Source organism: Flavobacterium niveum, from assembly GCF_055231775.1.
In genome coordinates this window covers 98,688-115,819 of record NZ_JBUYSX010000006.1, presented here as the reverse complement: position 1 = coordinate 115,819, position 17,132 = coordinate 98,688, and the positions used below count along the sequence as shown (strand labels likewise).

The 17,132-nt window shown below is 35.6% G+C and carries 16 protein-coding genes; 5 read left to right on the top strand and 11 right to left on the bottom strand.

All coding sequences use genetic code 11. From position 1 onward, the window contains the following. Nucleotides 1-107: 107 nt before the first annotated feature. From ACZIX4_RS15325 to ACZIX4_RS15305, 5 genes are all read right to left on the bottom strand, one after another. Nucleotides 108-1,769 (bottom strand): DNA primase family protein, encoded by a 1,662-nt coding sequence (locus ACZIX4_RS15325; RefSeq protein ID WP_463336516.1) that lies wholly within the window; start codon nucleotides 1,767-1,769, stop codon nucleotides 108-110. Further along, nucleotides 1,766-2,149 carry a helix-turn-helix domain-containing protein gene (locus ACZIX4_RS15320; RefSeq protein WP_463336515.1) on the bottom strand — a complete coding sequence of 128 codons (384 nt, stop codon included), beginning with the start codon at nucleotides 2,147-2,149 and terminating at the stop codon, nucleotides 1,766-1,768. Before ACZIX4_RS15320 ends, ACZIX4_RS15325 begins: the two co-directional genes overlap by 4 nt. A 798-nt stretch (nucleotides 2,150-2,947) precedes the next feature. Then, a complete protein-coding gene (locus tag ACZIX4_RS15315; protein ID WP_463336514.1) occupies nucleotides 2,948-3,685 on the bottom strand; it encodes a hypothetical protein in 738 nt (245 codons plus the stop codon). Between the two features lies 1 nt (nucleotide 3,686). Next, complete coding sequence (locus tag ACZIX4_RS15310) at nucleotides 3,687-4,163, bottom strand: T9SS type A sorting domain-containing protein (RefSeq protein ID WP_463336513.1); 477 nt, start codon at nucleotides 4,161-4,163, stop codon at nucleotides 3,687-3,689. A 372-nt stretch (nucleotides 4,164-4,535) separates the two neighbouring features. Beyond that, on the bottom strand, nucleotides 4,536-4,715 hold the full coding sequence (locus ACZIX4_RS15305; RefSeq protein WP_463336512.1) for a hypothetical protein: 180 nt from the start codon (nucleotides 4,713-4,715) through the stop codon (nucleotides 4,536-4,538). Between the two features lie 278 nt (nucleotides 4,716-4,993). Between ACZIX4_RS15305 and ACZIX4_RS15300 the strand changes: the two genes are divergently transcribed. From ACZIX4_RS15300 to ACZIX4_RS15280, 5 genes are read left to right on the top strand one after another with little or no spacing between them, the layout of a single operon-like run. Continuing rightward, nucleotides 4,994-5,815: a thymidylate synthase gene (locus tag ACZIX4_RS15300; protein ID WP_463336511.1), complete on the top strand. Its 822-nt coding sequence runs from the start codon at nucleotides 4,994-4,996 to the stop codon at nucleotides 5,813-5,815. Continuing rightward, a complete protein-coding gene (locus ACZIX4_RS15295; protein WP_463336510.1) occupies nucleotides 5,812-6,864 on the top strand; it encodes a DNA cytosine methyltransferase in 1,053 nt (350 codons plus the stop codon). The genes ACZIX4_RS15300 and ACZIX4_RS15295 overlap by 4 nt, the downstream gene beginning before the upstream one ends. Further along, entirely contained in the window at nucleotides 6,861-7,934 is a 1,074-nt protein-coding gene (locus tag ACZIX4_RS15290) for an HD domain-containing protein (protein ID WP_463336509.1), read from the top strand. Before ACZIX4_RS15295 ends, ACZIX4_RS15290 begins: the two co-directional genes overlap by 4 nt. Then, the gene (locus ACZIX4_RS15285; RefSeq protein ID WP_463336508.1) at nucleotides 7,915-9,726 is read left to right on the top strand and encodes an ORC-CDC6 family AAA ATPase; all 1,812 of its coding nucleotides are present in this window, start codon (nucleotides 7,915-7,917) and stop codon (nucleotides 9,724-9,726) included. The genes ACZIX4_RS15290 and ACZIX4_RS15285 overlap by 20 nt, the downstream gene beginning before the upstream one ends. Further along, the gene (locus ACZIX4_RS15280) at nucleotides 9,713-10,654 is read left to right on the top strand and encodes a hypothetical protein (protein WP_463336507.1); all 942 of its coding nucleotides are present in this window, start codon (nucleotides 9,713-9,715) and stop codon (nucleotides 10,652-10,654) included. The genes ACZIX4_RS15285 and ACZIX4_RS15280 overlap by 14 nt, the downstream gene beginning before the upstream one ends. Before the next feature lie 181 nt (nucleotides 10,655-10,835). Here ACZIX4_RS15280 and ACZIX4_RS15275 read toward each other — a convergent pair whose 3' ends face one another. The 6 genes from ACZIX4_RS15275 to ACZIX4_RS15250 form a co-directional block, all read right to left on the bottom strand. Beyond that, nucleotides 10,836-12,056, bottom strand: coding sequence for a tyrosine-type recombinase/integrase (locus tag ACZIX4_RS15275; RefSeq protein WP_463336506.1), 1,221 nt, complete (start codon nucleotides 12,054-12,056; stop codon nucleotides 10,836-10,838). Between the two features lie 277 nt (nucleotides 12,057-12,333). Further along, nucleotides 12,334-12,897 carry a 5-formyltetrahydrofolate cyclo-ligase gene (locus tag ACZIX4_RS15270; protein ID WP_463336505.1) on the bottom strand — a complete coding sequence of 188 codons (564 nt, stop codon included), beginning with the start codon at nucleotides 12,895-12,897 and terminating at the stop codon, nucleotides 12,334-12,336. An 82-nt stretch (nucleotides 12,898-12,979) separates the two neighbouring features. Continuing rightward, nucleotides 12,980-14,458, bottom strand: a complete 1,479-nt coding sequence (locus ACZIX4_RS15265) for an amino acid permease (RefSeq protein WP_463336504.1) — start codon at nucleotides 14,456-14,458, stop codon at nucleotides 12,980-12,982. A 167-nt stretch (nucleotides 14,459-14,625) separates the two neighbouring features. Continuing rightward, the gene (locus ACZIX4_RS15260) at nucleotides 14,626-15,045 is read right to left on the bottom strand and encodes a hypothetical protein (RefSeq protein WP_463336503.1); all 420 of its coding nucleotides are present in this window, start codon (nucleotides 15,043-15,045) and stop codon (nucleotides 14,626-14,628) included. Nucleotides 15,046-15,377: 332 nt separating this feature from the next. After that, nucleotides 15,378-16,301, bottom strand: a complete 924-nt coding sequence (locus ACZIX4_RS15255; RefSeq protein ID WP_463336502.1) for an alpha/beta hydrolase — start codon at nucleotides 16,299-16,301, stop codon at nucleotides 15,378-15,380. 73 nt (nucleotides 16,302-16,374) lie between these two features. Further along, nucleotides 16,375-17,106 carry a hypothetical protein gene (locus ACZIX4_RS15250; RefSeq protein WP_463336501.1) on the bottom strand — a complete coding sequence of 244 codons (732 nt, stop codon included), beginning with the start codon at nucleotides 17,104-17,106 and terminating at the stop codon, nucleotides 16,375-16,377. Nucleotides 17,107-17,132 lie beyond the last annotated feature (26 nt).

The window sequence follows — 17,132 nt, the reverse complement described above, 5'->3', positions numbered from 1 at the left end:
TGCTTGCTTCCAAAACAGGCTTTGCAAAAGCAAATCCTGACAGCAGAGTAGCTTGCGAGCTTTTTCAAAAGCGTTACAAGACGAAGTTAGCCTTTTTTTCAGGCCTCTTAGATTCTATCGGCTTTAGGATTTATCACTACCGCTGAATCATCAACTCCAGGAATCAACTTTTCATAGTATACATGATAATAGCCATTAGTACTTCTACTAATTTCAAAACCAGCGTTACGAAGTTGAGATTTAAAATTATTGTTATTTAAAGGGCTGAATCCACTTTCCCTACAGAAATCCCTATAAAACTGATAGAAATCTATAACTCGCATCTTTTGGCTATCTGAAGGTTTATACATCTCTTCATCAAGCCATGTAAGTAAGCTATTTGATTCTTTACGAAAGTTTGAAACTAAATTTTCCACAACCGAAGATTTTGTAAAATATTTTTGTTCAATTAACCTTTTCATACCTTCAATTATAAGGTTTAATATACCCGGTAACTCAGTTGCAATAATTTTTTGAGGCAGTTCAACATCTTTCTCCTCTTCGGTAATTTTTGCTGTAAATGGTATTATCAAAAATCTTCTGTAGAATGCATCGCTGTTTTCAATGTTTTTCGGCAAGACATTGCAGTTTAAGCAAAATCTGCAATAGTCTTCAATTATCATCGAATCTTTAAATAAATGTCGAGCTTCAATAGCTTCATTACTTGCAAGTGTCTTAAAAATATCAGCTTCAAACTTCCCAAAATTTGCCTCGCTGGAATAGTTTAAAAGTTTACCGTTAATCAAAGGCCTTGTATGGCTTTTAGGATCGCAAAGTGACTCTATAGTAAAAGTTGTGACATTTTGTTTCCCTAATACTTCTTTTATAATCTCATAGACGACACTTTTGCCATTACCTCCAGGCCCCAAAAGGATAAGCACTTTTTCGAGTTTCAAGTGTTTTGCAAAAACATATCCAAAGAACTCAAAGAGAATATTCTGCAACCTTTTATCTGGTAAAATACGTTCAAGAGTTTTTTGAAACATTGGGGCTTTAGCGTCTGGATCATAGTCAAATTGAAGTTGATATTTTAAGAAGTGCCGCATACTAAAATCAACAAATTCGACCGTCCCATTTTTAATTAAAAGTGTTCCATTCTTAAAAGGAATCCTTATTTCTGATTTAAGATTATTAAATTGTGGGATTTCTGCATCGCAGAAAAATTGTTTAGTAATATTCTCCTTTTGCTTAAACTGTTGTGCTTCTATAGGCCTCAAACCAGCCTTTATAGAAAATTCAGCCAAGAAATTTGTAATAGTTTCTATTGGCACACTTTCCCAGTATTTTCCATTGTATAAATAACATGTCATATTTGACACACCTATACCATAACCCAATTCTTCTGCGATTTGAATAAGGATTCTGATGATTATTACATTTTTTTCAAGCAGTTGTGGCTCATGTTTCTTAATGTTATTTTCGATACTGGTTTTGGTTTTTGAATCACGAGCATCATCTAACATGCTTCTCAAATGCAGCAAATTTTCTCCTCCCGCTTCTAATGCAAAGTCAATCGGATTGATATGATTAAGCAATACATTAAACACATCAATAGATGTAATATGTTTAAGCATTAAACTCTCATGAACAGGGATTTTATTTTCATTGAGAATTAGCTTTTTTTCATTTTGCACATCTTTTATTTTTTCAAAATTATCATCTTCGAAAATTGTTTCAAGGGCGATTTTATTGAAATTCGTGCCTTCAGGAATAAACAATAATTTACTCATTTTTTGTTTGTTTTAGATTTAGACTTGTTTCTTGCTGACTCGGATAAAGAGGCAATAGAGGCATTACTCTTATCAACAGAATTAATTTTGTACTCGTTAATCCATTTAAGAAGTTCATCTCGTTCAAACATTAATTGATTACCAAGTTTAGAAAAAGGAATTTCATTCTTAGAAGTGAGTTTGTAAAGTCTGCTCTTACTCATTTTAATCCCTAATTCTTTAAAAAAGAAAACAGTGTTTTCGCTGTTGAAACAATAAACCTTTGTAGTTTCACTTTCAAATTCTTTTCTAAGAAGTCTTTTGATTTCAACTACTTCTTCAGTTAGTTTTAAAACTGCTTCCGGCAGTTTTTCAAAACTTAAATTTGTACTATGTACCATGATTTTATGATAATGAATAGCTTGATTCTCTATTCGGGTTATATACATCAGGGGGAAAAGTCAAAAATTCGATTTATGGGAGATCTTGATTTTATGAGAATTACAAAATTCAAAGCTTCTCACTATTAATTTCAAGTATAGTTTTTTGTAAAATTGAATTCATTTATTTAATCAATTTTTGATATGACATGAAAAACAAAAACTTAAAATATTTGGTGTTTAGAATTTATGAAAGCTAATGGTGTCGCCGATTCATGAGATAAATCATTCTCATAAGCAAAAAACACTACCTTTTGAAGTGTTTTTTCAAATACCCATAAGGGGGAAAATTAATAATTCGTCGAGTTTAGAATTTATGAGATAACTTATTTTCATAAAGTTTATGAGATAATATAATTCTCATAATAAAAACACGTTCAAATTAAATGTGTTTTCTAGTACATATAAGGAATGAAAATGAATATTTTTTGTGTTTAGAAATTATGAGATGACCTATTTTCATAAAGTTTATGAAAATTATATTATCTCATAAAAAACACTTTTAATTTGGATGTGTGTTTCGAGTATATGTAAGAAAGAGAAATGAATAATTTTTTAAGTTTAGATTCTATGAGAATTGTTTATCTCATAGGATTCATAACATGAGGCAATTCTAATAAATAACAAAAATCTTAGCCTGGAGTATTTTCAAGATATTATAATACGAAAAGTCATTGATCATTTTGATAACGGTAATCTCACTGAAGTATGGGCAAAAAAAAGGCGTGCACGAAGCACACCTTAATTAAGTAAATATTATTAGGGAACAGTGATTGTTTTTGTATTCCCGTAAATGTATGTGTTATCACTTTTCTTTGCCCAACCGCGAATATAATATGTTGTATTTAGCAACATTCCATTGTTTTCTGAAAATTGTTCGCTACCCTCATCGGCATAATATACATTGTTATTTACATCCACATTTGGAGTTAAGCCAATAACATAACCTTCTTGGATAAAATTCTCATCATCACCAGGCGTAATATGAATATTAATATCCAAATACTTATATTCCACAATCTCACCATTATCTTCGAAGCCATTCCCATTAAGGTCGTCCCACATGCTTCCTGTTTTTTGAATTATGTTTACAGAAAAACTGCTACCAGACCTTTCAGCATATAAAGCATATGGAACACTCAAAAGCTGGGTACTCCCTAACGATGTAAATCCTGCTTCTGTATTTACTTCAATTTCTAAATGATAATTTCCTAATGACCAATTTATCTGATTGAATGCTCCTGTTACAGGAGTTCCTTGTCCGAAAACCAACTTGATTGCCCCTAAATCATCTGTTGTAGTATTATGCTGTTCTGTATAAACAGATTGACCATCGGCGGCTCCTTGATGCACCGTAAATCTGATTCCGGCATTTTGATTGATTAAAAGGTTTCCGGCCGAGTTCCTTATTGTAGCCTGATAATTTATCCCTTGTGGAGATTGAGCAGATGAAATTCCGAATATAATTAGAGACAGAATACATATTATTTTTTTCATGTTACTTTTTAATTAGTTTGTAAGTATTAATATTTGATTGGTCCGTTGAGTTGAATCTCACAATGTAAACCCCAGTCGACAAGTTCTCTAAGTTGATTTTAGCTTCAATACTATCTACAGATTGACTTAATACAGTTTGCCCCGATTGGTTAAAGATTGTTACAAAAAGATTTTGCATGGATTCTTGTCGAATCATTAAGTATGCTTCGGCCGGATTTGGATAAAGCAGTATTGATGCCTTTAAGTCAGGCGAAGTAACAGATAATGCCTCCAGATTCATTTGGACGTGATAACCATTGCTTAATTGAGTTCCAGAGCTAGTCATGAGACCCGTTACAGGCTCTCCTAAAGTCCAGGATGCTTTTATTTGAGAATTAGTCTGTGAATCGCCAGATGAGCTTATAGCGGATGATGATACTGTCTGTGCACCCGCCAATGAACACGTAAATGCGCATAGAAAAGTAATTCCATGTTTCATGATAAGTAAAAATTAATAAGTTGATTGAATTAGAATAAAAGGCAGTTGGTTTTTATATCATAATTATCGCAATATCCCCAGCCCCGAAGAATAATTAGTTAGATATAAAGAAGCGTGGGTACTGCTGACGAATTTATCTAACGGGCTCTGGTAAGACCTGGGACTAAATAAGCAACAGCCCACGCTAAAAGATATAGCGCGGAACAGTTCACTTATTCTCGTCCTAAAATTTACCAGATTTCGTTAGAGAGAAATAAGTTAAACACTTCCTATGTTTAATATGTCAGTCCACACCTTGTGCAGACAATACAAATATAAAAAGTTTACTGTTTTATAGGGCTGTTGCCGTTAATTTAATGATGAAGATATAAATTAATCTATATCCAATACGTTTTTATAGTTATTTGAGAATTCAAAATAAGCTACCGTTTCCTCAAATGTCAGGTCTTGTATATCTTCAAATTCCTGCTGTAACTTCTTCTGCTTTTCCTTTCTAATTTGCTTCTCAACTTTTTTCATTGAGACAATGTAATGGGCTACTAATCCTTTCATAATTTGTTGAATTTCATTTTATGATATATCCTATGGATTCAATAATTATAAGTTGATAATTAAAATCTTATACGCACCAGTGATTGAAGTGAAGCATTATTTATATTTAAGTCTAAATAAAGATATTAGTCTTAGTTATATTACTTAATAATAGATATTTAGTTCACTTAGTTCATTGCAAAATATTTTTATATTTTATATTGAATCGAAATATATTAGCTTATATTAATTATTTAACTTTGCAAATTGAAACAACCGATAATACAAATATTTTTATTATGTCATCGCAAATCCAAACCAGTGAATTTAATCAATACGAAACATTACTTCGATTTGTAAAAGAGAATGGTTTAAAAAAAACAGATAGGACAGGAACAGGTACGCTGAGTGTTTTTGGATATCAGATGAGATTTGACCTTCAAAAGGGTTTCCCATTAATTACAACAAAGAAACTTCATTTAAAGTCTATAATTCATGAGCTGCTTTGGTTTTTACAAGGCTCTAGCAATATTAAATATCTTAAGGACAATAATGTTACTATTTGGGACGAATGGGCAGATGAGAATGGGGAATTAGGTCCTGTATATGGTGTGCAGTGGAGAAATTGGCCGTCTCCTGACGGAAATCAAATTGATCAGATAAAAAAAGCTATTGAAGCAATTAAGAATAATCCAGATTCAAGGAGAATAATTGTTACTGCATGGAATCCAGCAGATGTTGATAAAATGGCACTGCCTCCATGCCACCTTTTATTTCAATTTTATGTATCGGAAGGTAAGCTGTCATGTCAGATGTATCAAAGAAGTGCAGATATGTTTTTAGGCGTCCCATTCAATATTGCTTCATATGCACTTTTAACTATGATGTTTGCGCATGTTTGTGGTTTACAGCCTGGTGAATTTATTCATACTCTCGGCGACACTCATATTTACCTTAATCATCTTGACCAGGTTGATTTGCAACTTAGTAGAACGCCACAACAATATCCGACAATAATATTAAATCCGGAAGTGAAGGATATATTTTCTTTCAAGTTTGAAGATTTTGAAATTCAAAATTATAATCCACATCCAGCAATTAAAGCTCCTGTGGCAGTATGATTGGTATAGAATTATTTTCGGGAGCTGGCGGCATGTCTTTAGGTGCTTCAATGTCCTCTATAAACATTAAGATGGCAGTTGAAATTAATAGATTCGCGGCCGAAACTTTTCAATATAATCACCCAGATGCATTAGTGCTGAATGATGATATAAGAAACATTCACTCAGTACCGATAAAGGCAAAGAAAAACGAGCAAAAAATCCTATTTGGGGGGCCACCTTGTCAAGGCTTTTCACGTAGTAATCACAAAACTAGAAATAGAGACAACATAGGTAATTGGTTGTTTGAAGAATTCTCAAGAATTACAAATATCTGGCAGCCTGATTGGATTGTTTTAGAAAATGTTGAAGGACTTGTAGGGACTGATAATGGTTTTTTTTTAGATTCTATAATTAAGAAGTTTAAGGAACTAGGTTATACTATAAATTACAAAATTTTAAATGCTGTAAACTTTGGGGTACCTCAGAAAAGGACTAGGCTGTTTATTGTAGGATCTCTACACGGAATTGACTTTCAATTTCCTGAATCGGATATGTCTGACAGTGTTAATGTCGGTTCAGCAATAAATGATTTACCTTCACTACTTAATGGTAATAAAGAAAATGAACTTGAATATAAGTCTTTAGCCGTTCATAATTATTCAAAAACTCTTCGTGGTGATTTAGTTAAATGTAAAAATCACTGTGTAAGCACTAATACAGAAAAGGTTTTAGAACGATACAAATATATACCTCAAGGCGGAAATTGGAAAAATGTTCCCACTGAATATATGGATACATATAAAGATGTAAGTAGATGTCATACTGGTATATATCATCGTTTGCATTTAGATAAACCGTCAGTTGTTATTGGAAATTACAGAAAAAATATGTTAATTCACCCCACAGAGGACAGAGGCTTATCTGTTCGTGAAGCTGCTAGGCTACAATCTTTCCCAGACTGGTTTGAATTTAAAGGCTCATTGAATGAACAACAACAACAAGTAGGTAATGCCGTACCACCATATTTAGCAAAAGCGATATTTGATAAAATTTTATTAAACCAATGAATTTAGGTCCTCATAAAACTATTGAAGAGTACTTTTTGTCAATTGACGAAAAACAACCACATTTATTTCCCAGCAATGATGAATATGTAACTAGATATAAATATATGTCTGGCCAATTAAACAAATGGGTTCATCCTTACGTTGAGAAGGGAGGAATGGTAGTTGATGGAGGTTATTTAAATGACCATGGTCCTGAACATATTAAAAAAGTTATTTTTAGGGCTACACAGCTTATAAAAGACTCTGACATTGAATTGTCTGAATACGAACTCTACCTTCTACTTATGGGTATACACATTCATGATGTGGGAAATATTCTAGGTCGAGAAAATCACGAAATCAACGGATTAGCGGTGATTGAGAAATATGGAGTAAAAGCGGGTAATGATAGAATTGAATGGGATTCTATTTTTGATATCGCTGAAGCTCATGGTGGCAATCCTAAAGATAAGATATCTGATTTAAACAATGAACAGATACTTGATATGGAAGTTAGAAAACCTTTATTAGCTGCTATTTTAAAATTTGCTGATGAATTGGCTGATGATAGAACTAGGGCAAGTCGTTTACAACTCTTATCTGAAGAAATACCTGAGGAAGCTCAAATTTATCATAAATTTTCTTATTGTCTACATTCTATTAAAATTGATATCCCAGCTTCTCAAATAAATTTATCTTTTGATTTAGAAGAAGAAGACCTTTGCAGAAAATATAAAAAGAAAGTTAAGATTAATGGCAATCTTGAGGAAAGAGAGGTATATTTAATAAATGAAATTTACGACAGAACTTATAAAACACATCTTGAGAGAATGTATTGCATGAGGTTTACTAGACCTTACCTAATTATCGACAAAATAAGAGTAGATATAGCAATTACAAGTAAGAAGAAGGATGACAGGAATAGACCTATTAAGTATCATATTATATATGATATAGGAGAAATAGGTTATCCTAGTGCTTCAGCAGAAGGGATATTATCGTTATGTCCTGGTCTAAGTGATTACTCAGGTGAAAATATTTGTCAAATGTCAATTGATCAAAAACTAAAGGATGTTACAGTCACATACTAAAAACCCGTTTCAGTATTTAACACCCGATCAAATTGAGGCTAATGAGGCTTTGAATCTATTTGTCGATGTGTTTAAAGATTATTATCAGGTGCTAAATCATGGTAATACATTTATTCATGGCCCTCGTGGGTCTGGAAAAAGCATGATGTTCCGGATAATGAAACCAGACTGTCAAATGCTTAAGTTCAAAAAAAAGATAAATGAAATTGATTTTTATTCAGTACATGTACCTATAAAGGAAACTTCGCTCAATCTGACTGAACTTCAAATTCTTGAGAAAAGTCATGGAGGAAATCTTCTTAACGAACACTATCTAGTTATTTATTTTTCTATCGTGATTTTTGATAGTCTTTCGAAAGAGGATTTTTCAAAGTGCGATATTAATATAGAATCGATTCAAAATTTTGTAGCGTTTTTCAATAAGTTATTAAAAAAGGCTGGCGCAACTGAAGAGATCGTTTTAGATGGAGTTTATTCAATTACGGATGTATTTAAAAGTATTAATTTAATATGCTCGGATATTCAGTCGGATTTTATAATCTCTTATATTACAAAATTGATATGCGGTAATGACAAATTACCATATATGGGGCCGCTTTGCTTATACCAAAACTTCTTATTGCCAATCTTAAAAGAATTAAAAAGTTTTGATTTTCTTCCAAATGCGCCATTATACTTATTAGTTGATGATGCTGATGAACTTAATCTGACACAAACAAAAATTCTAAATTCTTGGGTATCATTCCGGAGTACTTCTTATGTTTGTTTTAAAATATCAACTCAACTTAAGTATCAAACATATTTTACAACTAAAGGTTCGAAAATCGACTCACCTCATGATTATTTCGAAATCACTTTAAATCAAGTCTACACATCTGAGCAAAAAGGCAGATATAATAGTAATGTTAAAGAGATTGTCGAAAAGAGGTTGAATAATATCTCTTGTATTGAAGTATCAGCCAATGATTTTTTCCCTGAAGACTCTAAACAAGTCAAAGCAATTAAAGATTTATTTGAGGAATTAGAGAGACAAAAGCTAATTGAAACTAATGATAAGCAAAAAGCTTATGATTATGCTTATCGAAATGCAAGACCAGATTATATGGTCAAATTAAAAAATCAATATACTTATAGCTATGCCGGATTTGATCAATTAGTGCATCTTTCTTCCGGCATTATTAGAAGCTTTTTAGATTTGGCTGCTAAAATGTATACTTCTACATTAAACGCTCAACAGACACAAGCACCTATAAGTTATATACCGGTTAATATACAGAACACGGAGATTAACCAATATTCTTATGGAATGTTATCTAATGAGTTTGAAAAATTGTTAGATGATAAGCATTTAGATGAGGATAAATTGAATAAACATAAAAAACTGAGGAATCTCATAGATTCTTTAGGAAAAGCATTTAGGATAATTTTAGAATCGAATAGTACTGAGAGAAGGAAATTTGCTTTTTATTTTGATCATGAACTTGATGAAGAACTGCGTGAGGTTTTAAAACTTGGCGTTGTTTATGGTTATTTTCATACTGCAACATTGGCATCAAAGAGCGGCTTAGGACGGTCAAAATTATATATCTTGAATAGGATGCTAGCCCCATATTTTAAACTAGACCCAATGAGTTTCTCTGGTTATCTCTATCTAACCTCAACAATGATGAGTTTGGCAATTGCTAATCAAAAAAGTTTCCTCAAGAAAATCGAAAATAAGGAATATGACGCCAATACACCAAAAGATAATCAATTAGAATTATTTGAAGATTATGTCAATGAAGCCATATAAATTAGAAAATATTAAATCAAGTTTGCCAAAAATAGATTTATTTATTGGTGCTATTTCTTTTGAGGATAGGTGTTTTTCTTTTTTAAATTCTATTGATGTAAATTCTATTGAAAATGTCTGGTTTGCGGTAAATGAAAATGAACAAGAGTTTTTTTTAAACAATCTTGCAATTTCAAAAACGATTCCACATAGTGAAATAATAGAATTCAGTACAGATGATCCTCTTATTACGGCTAGAAGTTTATTAAATAAGTTTCAGGAAATTGATTATGTTGAAAACGCAGTGATTGATATTTCGACATTTACACATGAAGGTTTGCTCATTTTAATAAGATTTTTAAATATATATAAAGAGAAAATTAAAAATCTACATCTTGTATATGTAGGAGCAAAGGAATACTCTATAAATGAAGGTGAGGATAATGATAAATGGTTGTCTAAAGGAATTAAAACAATCCGATCAGTTTTAGGTTATCCGGGAATTATCAATCCATCTCAAAAAAATCATTTAGTAATTCTTTTTGGTTTTGAGTCTGAAAGAACTTCAAAATTGATAGATAACTTGGAATTTGAGAAGGTTAGTATAGGGATTGGGCCTTCAGATGATTCTATTTATTCCAATCATTACACTATTAATAGGAAGAGGCATATTGATTTGCTTGAAGTATATCCTTTTGCTGAAACTTTTGAATTTTCTCTAACGGATCCATTTTACACTAAAGAACAAATAAAACTCCAAATCGACAAGTACAAAAATTATAATATAGTTATAGCACCATTAAATAACAAAGTTTCTACTGTAGGCATTGCATTAGCAGCAATTGAAAATCCAAAAGTTCAAATCTGTTATGTTAGAGCTCACGAATACAATTACAAAGGATATTCAACTCCATCTGATGAATGCTATTTGTTTAAAATCTTTGATTAGTCGTAATAAGAAGCTCAAATTTGAAAGTTAATTGGAGAATCATACTACCAAATTTGTTACATGACGAATTTTATGGAAGACGAGTTAGTTCCTAATAATTTTTTTAGTCAAAGAAGAATTATAAGATGGAATCTCATAGTATGAGATTCCATCTTATAATATCATTGAAACATCTCTGAACCTAAAACTTCGTTAATAACCCAGCATTCTTAACCCTTTCCTCTTTTTCAAAACTTGCCAGGTAGCTCTCAGTAGTTTTAAGATCGTTGTGGCCCAAACTTTCACTAATGAAGGCAATGTTAGTGCCGCTGCGTTTTAAGACCGTAGCGAAGCTGTGTCGGGCTGCATAAGTGGTAATGTCTCCAATGCCCAACTCTGCTCCAATCAATTTCATACGTTTGTTAATTCGCTTCGTTAAATCTTTAGTTATCCTCTTACGCTTTTCAGCATCCTCTCTACCATCGATATATGGAAAGATATAGTTATCTGGTTGAGGTTTATTGCCCCAACGTTTAATGATTGCCTGCATCTCCTCTGTCATTATAGCACGTATCTCTTTCCTCGTCTTTGTTGTCTTTTCAGTTTTCTGGCGAATGAAACAAATTTCATTATCCCTAATATTTTTATATTTCAGTTTTACCAGGTCAGCGACATTTATCCCATTACATAGATAGATAAAAAACCATAAGTCTCTATATCTTTCGGTAATTTCGCTACCATCAGTAAATCGAACTACTTGACCAATCTGCTGTAGAGTCAAAGCCTTTTTAGTTCCCTCTGCTGTTTGAATTTCATATTTGTCTTTACCAAAAGGATATTGTGTGTCTTTTATTACTCCAGCCTTTTTTGCCTCGTTCATTATCGTGCGTATCTCACGCATATGCATACCTACAGTTGAATGACTCTTATCGATTAAAAGATGTTTATCAAATTTCTTAAGCCAGTCAACAGATATTGTTTCAAATTGCAAAGATGTTCCTCCGAACTTTTCAATGTTTTTTAGTACGGTTACACACATATCCATTGATCCTATACGCTCCTCTCTTTTAAGATTGGCTATTTTAGCCCGGAAGGCGCTGTTAACTGTGTCTCCAGTTGCTTTACTCAATCTTAAATTAAGCGTGTCAAAAGAGAAGCCCCCTTTTTCAGCAAGTGCTTCTACATTCTTTTTGACCAAGCCAAAACTATTCTCTACGCTTTCACGAATTTCTTTTAGCAATTTTGATTTACTGGAAGGTAATGCTTCCCACTGTTCAAGTGTTAAACTTAAACCAGTGGAGTAATACTGTCTATTCCTTTTGTATGTTACACGAATTTTGACCGGATATGTTCCTTTTTGGTTTACTTTTCGTTTGTCGAACATTGAGGCAACAGTAATTCCGTCTTTGGAGTAGCTAAACATAGTAATGAGATTTTATAAAGTGTTGCACACACAATTTGCACACAAAAATAGCAGAAAAAGGAAAATTGAAGAAACGAAGTGAAAAATAATTTCTACCTTAGCCCTTTGTTTCTAAGCTTTTAGAAGCTAAATGAAAAAGCGAGAAAATTAAAGAAAATAGATAGGTTGCGACTCATAATCAGGTGGTCCCTGGTTCGAGCCCAGGTGGGACCACAGATTTTACAGAAGCCTTCACAGCAATGTGGAGGCTTTTTTGTTCTGTGCCTTTCAGTGATTTTTAAAAAGAAACAACCCTATTCGGGGTTATGCAAAAATCAAGTGGTATGTCTGTGTCGTTATGCGGTATTTCAGTTGGTTCCACACCAAAAAAACTCAGTCCAACCTTAACCGCATCGGGCCTGCATGCTGCCAGGAAACGGTCATAAAAACCCTTGCCGTAGCCCACACGGTGGCCTTTGCCGTCAAAAGCCAACAGGGGCACAAAAACCACGTCTATTTTGGCGGGAAGTACTTCTATACCGTCTGCGGGTTCAGGAATGCCGTAGGGGCTTATTATTAGGCGTGTGCTTTCGGTAAGCAGGTAGTGTTGCAGGGTGCAGCTTTCAAAATCCGATTTAGACACCACAATATCTTTATCACGGCCCCATAGTATGTGCTGTATAAGGTCGGTATGCACCTCCCTTTGGTTTTCCATGGTAAGGAACAGGTGGAAATACGTTTTATCCCAAATATCAAGCTGTAGTGAATTATTGGCTATAGCCAGGCTTTTTGCCGCTACGTCTTCTAACGACAAGGCAGCACGCAGGGCTTTGTATTTTTGGCGCAGTTCACGTTTTTCCATACACAAATATAGCAATTGGCATCTAATAAAAAATCCTGCCGCAAGGGCAGGATTTTGACTGAAAAAATATGTGTTTGTTTGTTTAAGCAGAGGCATCTTCCTTGCCCAGTTTACTATGCTTTTTACTGTAGCCAAAATAGAATATAAAGCCCAGTGCCATCCAGCCGATAAGCCTTAGCCAGTTAGCCCATCCAAGGCCGTAGATCATGGCAAGGCACACTACTACGCCTAGTATAGGCACTACAGGCACCCACGGCGTTTTAAATTCGCGCACCATGTTTGGTTCCCTTTTACGGAGTACGATAACTGAGATACATACAAGGATGAATGCGAACAGCGTACCGATACTCGTCATATCACCCACTACATCGCCGGGAACAAACGCAGCGAATAAGCCTACGATAACAAGGATTACAAGGTTGGCTTTATAAGGAGTCTGGAATTTAGGGTGCAGGTCGCCAAAGTATTTTGGCAGCAGGCCGTCTTTACCCATAGCGTAGAATACACGGCTTTGGCCCAGAAGCATCACCAGGATAACCGATGAGAATCCGAAAAGTATAGCCACGGTTACAAACTGGCCAAGCCACTCATAGCCTATCATGTATTTGTTTATTGCAAATGCTACTGAGGCTTCTTTACCTGTAGTACGGAAATCTTCGATAGTTGCAACTCCTGTAAGTACGTGAGCAAAAAGAATATAAAGCACAGTACACACAGCAAGCGAACCAAGGATACCTATAGGCATATCGCGCTTAGGGTTTTTGGTTTCCTGTGCAGCGGTAGAAACGGCATCGAAGCCAATAAAGGCAAAGAACACCGTGCCGGCAGCACCAAGTATACCCATAATACCACCGAAGTTGTGCGGCAGCCCTGCTTCATCCATATACGTAGTAGCAGCAGGAATATAATTTTCGTGGTTAACCGGGTTGATAAAATGCCAGCCAAGTATAATGATAAGCACAACGATTGTAACTTTTACCAATACGATAAGGCCATTTACAAACGCCGACTCTTGCGTACCTTTTATAAGCAACAGGCTTATGGCAGCAACAATACCCAAAGCAGGCAGGTTGATAATACCGTGCAAATCACCTGATGACTGGAATGGTGAGTGGCACCATTCGTATGGAATCGGATTAGTATGGAGGACGTTGACCAGGAGGTTATTGAGGTATTCACTCCAGGCAATACCCACGGTAGCAGCACCTACGGCATACTCCAGGATAAGGTCCCAACCGATGATCCACGCAAGGAACTCGCCCATAGTGGCATAGGTATAGGTGTATGCACTACCCGAAATAGGAATAGATGAAGAAAGTTCGGCATAACAAAGCCCTGCAAGGGCACAGCCAATAGCCGCTATAATAAACCCGAATGTTACCGATGGGCCGGCGTTTTGGGCGGCAGCCGTAGCTGTACGCACGAAGAGTCCGGCACCTATAATAGCACCTATACCCAGCGCTACGAGCGACCATGCGGTTAACGTTCTTTTTAATCCCTTCTCTGATTCAGAAGCTTCTGCCAGTAACTGGGCCAGTGGTTTCCTTCTCCAAATAGACATATATCTTTGTTTAGTGTTGTTTAAGAATTTCCAAATATAGAGGTTTTGTTATTATTATAATAATTTTAACTTATTTATGTTTGGTGTTAAAAAATTATCTCTAAAAACAAAACATCCTTCCGTAAAAACGAAAGGATGCCTGAAAAGTAGTGTATAGTAGTTTAGTGTTAAGCTTTTTTGGTACGCCTTGACTTAGCTGCGGCAACAGGGGCTTCAGCGGGAGCTTCAGTTTCTGTAGCTTCGGCTTCAGTGGTTTCGGCAGTTGCTTCAGTATCGGCTTCTAAAATTTCTTTAGCAGCTTCTTCGGCAAGGAAAAGCGCTTCCGCTTCTTCAATAGCCGCATCGGTAAGCGTATCAAGCTCTGCTTCGCTCAGGAAACGGATGTTTTTGTAGCCAATTTCAACCAGCAGGCCGGTTTCGGCATCTTCCACAAGGCCGGTAAATTTCTTGGTGCCTTTGCCTGTAGTAGCCCATACATGGAAAAAGCCCAGTTTCCTTACTTCTTTCTTAGATGGTTTTTTACCCTTTTTTGTTTTACCTTTTTCGGTAACTACAAATTCTACAACTCTTAGTTCTTCTCGGCTCATAACACTTGGTGTATTTTATTTTACAATTAAGTAACGCAAAATTAACATTGTTGAAATAAATATACGGATTTCCAATGTTAAGTCTTTCATTTTCAGCAAAAACTTAACATTGGGGAGTCTAAACGATTGAAAATTAATGTCTTTTTTGCACCTGCTTTCTCAGAATGAGCAAGGTGATGACAATAAAATCAGCAATCAAAAGTGTGGTAATATCTTTACAGCTAATGCTTTTATGGCCTGAATTTACCCAATAATCATCTGTAAAAAAGAAAAGGGCAATAATATTTACCAATGCAATTACGGCTACAATTGCAATAACGAATAGTTTAGATTTACTCGCAAAAACCATAAGTGTCGCGCTGGCAGGTTTTCCCGGTGCTTATAATGGTATGTGCCTGCATTTTTTCGCCTGCAAGTACCGCCGTCATAAACGCTACGGTCTTTTCGGGCTGCTTGCTGAACAGTTCGTCGCTATACTCATGCCCGCCGTTGCAAAACGTATACAGGTGTGCGCTGCCGTTTAGGGCAATTATACGGTTATATACCGAATATGACCCGAAAAACATTAGCCAGCCGCTGCTGTTAGTAGGGCACAGGTGGTGGGCGGCAGTGGCATACGGCACCACATTATCGCAGCTGCCGTGGAACAGCATCATGGGAACCATATTTTGTTTAGTGATAAGGTTAAGGTCCATAATAGCACCCGAACCCGATATTACACCTGCATATTTAAACTCGTTTGGCAACTTAGCCGTATACAGGTTCATAAGGCTGCGGTCCCAGTAGGCGGCATGAAGCACAGTTTCTCCACCGGCACTGCTGCCCGAAATAAATATCTTACTGATGTCTATATTATACTCGTTATTGTGCTTTACAAAATATAACGTGGCCTGCCAAAGCTGGTTGGCCGCAATCTGGAATGCCTTTACTTTTTCGGTCAGGATGCCGTCGCAACTGAATTTCTTATCCTTCATGTACAGGCTGTAGCTTATGGTTGCTGCTGCGTAGCCGTTTTTGGCCGCCTCACGGCAAATGGCATACCCATACTCCCGCGATCCTGACGAAAACCCGCCGCCGTGCACGTGTATAAGCAACGGTGTTTTTTCTTTGCCCTTGGCTTTATTCGCTTTAGGCAAAAACAGGTCGAGCTGCAGCTTGGTGGTGTCGTTTACAAAATAGGTCAGGGTTTTCTTTTCCTGGGCATTGCTACTAATAAAACACAACAGGACAAAAAGCAGTAAGGTAATTTTTTTCATGAAGGTTAATGTAAAACGTTATAGCGTGCCGCAAGATACTAAATATAGCTATTTTAAAAAACCTTTTAATCCGCTATTCTTCACCATCATCAGGTATTGGAAGGGTATCGCGCCTTACTTCAAGCCCGGCTTTATTATAGGTAATCACGCTTTTGCGAATCCAGGCCGTATCGGTTTGTATTACAGCTTCATCTTTGTACAGCCAAAGCCTGTTTCTGTCAATAACATACTCGGTAGCCCAAATATTACTACCGCAACGCACTATGCTGTCGTGTATTTCGGCATTGCGCAGGTCTGGTTCTTCGTTATAAATAAGATTCTTTGTCTTCGGGTCATAAAACAGTAAAAAGCAATCATCGCCATACGACCCACCCGATGACACCGCATACAGCACATCGGTATAGCCATCTTTATTATAGTCGGCAAACTTCATAGGATCTATCATAAAAGCAATGGAAGGCGCATCCTTGAAAATACGCTTGTATTGCTTTCCATTGAACTTATAAAATGCCGTACCGGTGGTGTCGGTTATCACAGCAAACCGTTGCCCGTTCAGCTTAAAGATGCCCATATGCACCATCATGCTCACCGTTTTGTTCAGCGTATCGGTATCAGTATAGAGTTCCAATGATTCCTCCCACGGCACATCGCTGTAGGCTTTAAGCGAATCTGTAGGCCCATCGGATTCAAAATCGTAGATGTAATAATAAAACACAGGCTTTTGTGCCAATGCAGGTTGTCTGTGGCAGCTTATGCAAAATATAAAACAGGCCATTACCGAAAGGTAAATACAGTACGGTTTCATGGGGTGGTTACGGTTTGTCTTTTCAG

What these genes read in the sequence shown, in the direction of transcription:
- ACZIX4_RS15300 (WP_463336511.1), top strand. Translation starts at nt 4,994, where the DNA reads ATGTCATCGCAAATCCAAACCAGTGAATTTAATCAATACGAAACATTA.
- ACZIX4_RS15295 (WP_463336510.1), top strand. Translation starts at nt 5,812, where the DNA reads ATGATTGGTATAGAATTATTTTCGGGAGCTGGCGGCATGTCTTTAGGT.
- ACZIX4_RS15315 (WP_463336514.1), bottom strand. Translation starts at nt 3,685, where the DNA reads ATGAAAAAAATAATATGTATTCTGTCTCTAATTATATTCGGAATTTCA.
- ACZIX4_RS15250 (WP_463336501.1), bottom strand. Translation starts at nt 17,106, where the DNA reads ATGAAACCGTACTGTATTTACCTTTCGGTAATGGCCTGTTTTATATTT.
- ACZIX4_RS15320 (WP_463336515.1), bottom strand. Translation starts at nt 2,149, where the DNA reads ATGGTACATAGTACAAATTTAAGTTTTGAAAAACTGCCGGAAGCAGTT.
- ACZIX4_RS15255 (WP_463336502.1), bottom strand. Translation starts at nt 16,301, where the DNA reads ATGAAAAAAATTACCTTACTGCTTTTTGTCCTGTTGTGTTTTATTAGT.
- ACZIX4_RS15305 (WP_463336512.1), bottom strand. Translation starts at nt 4,715, where the DNA reads ATGAAAGGATTAGTAGCCCATTACATTGTCTCAATGAAAAAAGTTGAG.
- ACZIX4_RS15275 (WP_463336506.1), bottom strand. Translation starts at nt 12,056, where the DNA reads ATGTTTAGCTACTCCAAAGACGGAATTACTGTTGCCTCAATGTTCGAC.
- ACZIX4_RS15285 (WP_463336508.1), top strand. Translation starts at nt 7,915, where the DNA reads ATGTTACAGTCACATACTAAAAACCCGTTTCAGTATTTAACACCCGAT.
- ACZIX4_RS15265 (WP_463336504.1), bottom strand. Translation starts at nt 14,458, where the DNA reads ATGTCTATTTGGAGAAGGAAACCACTGGCCCAGTTACTGGCAGAAGCT.
- ACZIX4_RS15270 (WP_463336505.1), bottom strand. Translation starts at nt 12,897, where the DNA reads ATGGAAAAACGTGAACTGCGCCAAAAATACAAAGCCCTGCGTGCTGCC.
- ACZIX4_RS15280 (WP_463336507.1), top strand. Translation starts at nt 9,713, where the DNA reads ATGAAGCCATATAAATTAGAAAATATTAAATCAAGTTTGCCAAAAATA.
- ACZIX4_RS15290 (WP_463336509.1), top strand. Translation starts at nt 6,861, where the DNA reads ATGAATTTAGGTCCTCATAAAACTATTGAAGAGTACTTTTTGTCAATT.
- ACZIX4_RS15325 (WP_463336516.1), bottom strand. Translation starts at nt 1,769, where the DNA reads ATGAGTAAATTATTGTTTATTCCTGAAGGCACGAATTTCAATAAAATC.
- ACZIX4_RS15310 (WP_463336513.1), bottom strand. Translation starts at nt 4,163, where the DNA reads ATGAAACATGGAATTACTTTTCTATGCGCATTTACGTGTTCATTGGCG.
- ACZIX4_RS15260 (WP_463336503.1), bottom strand. Translation starts at nt 15,045, where the DNA reads ATGAGCCGAGAAGAACTAAGAGTTGTAGAATTTGTAGTTACCGAAAAA.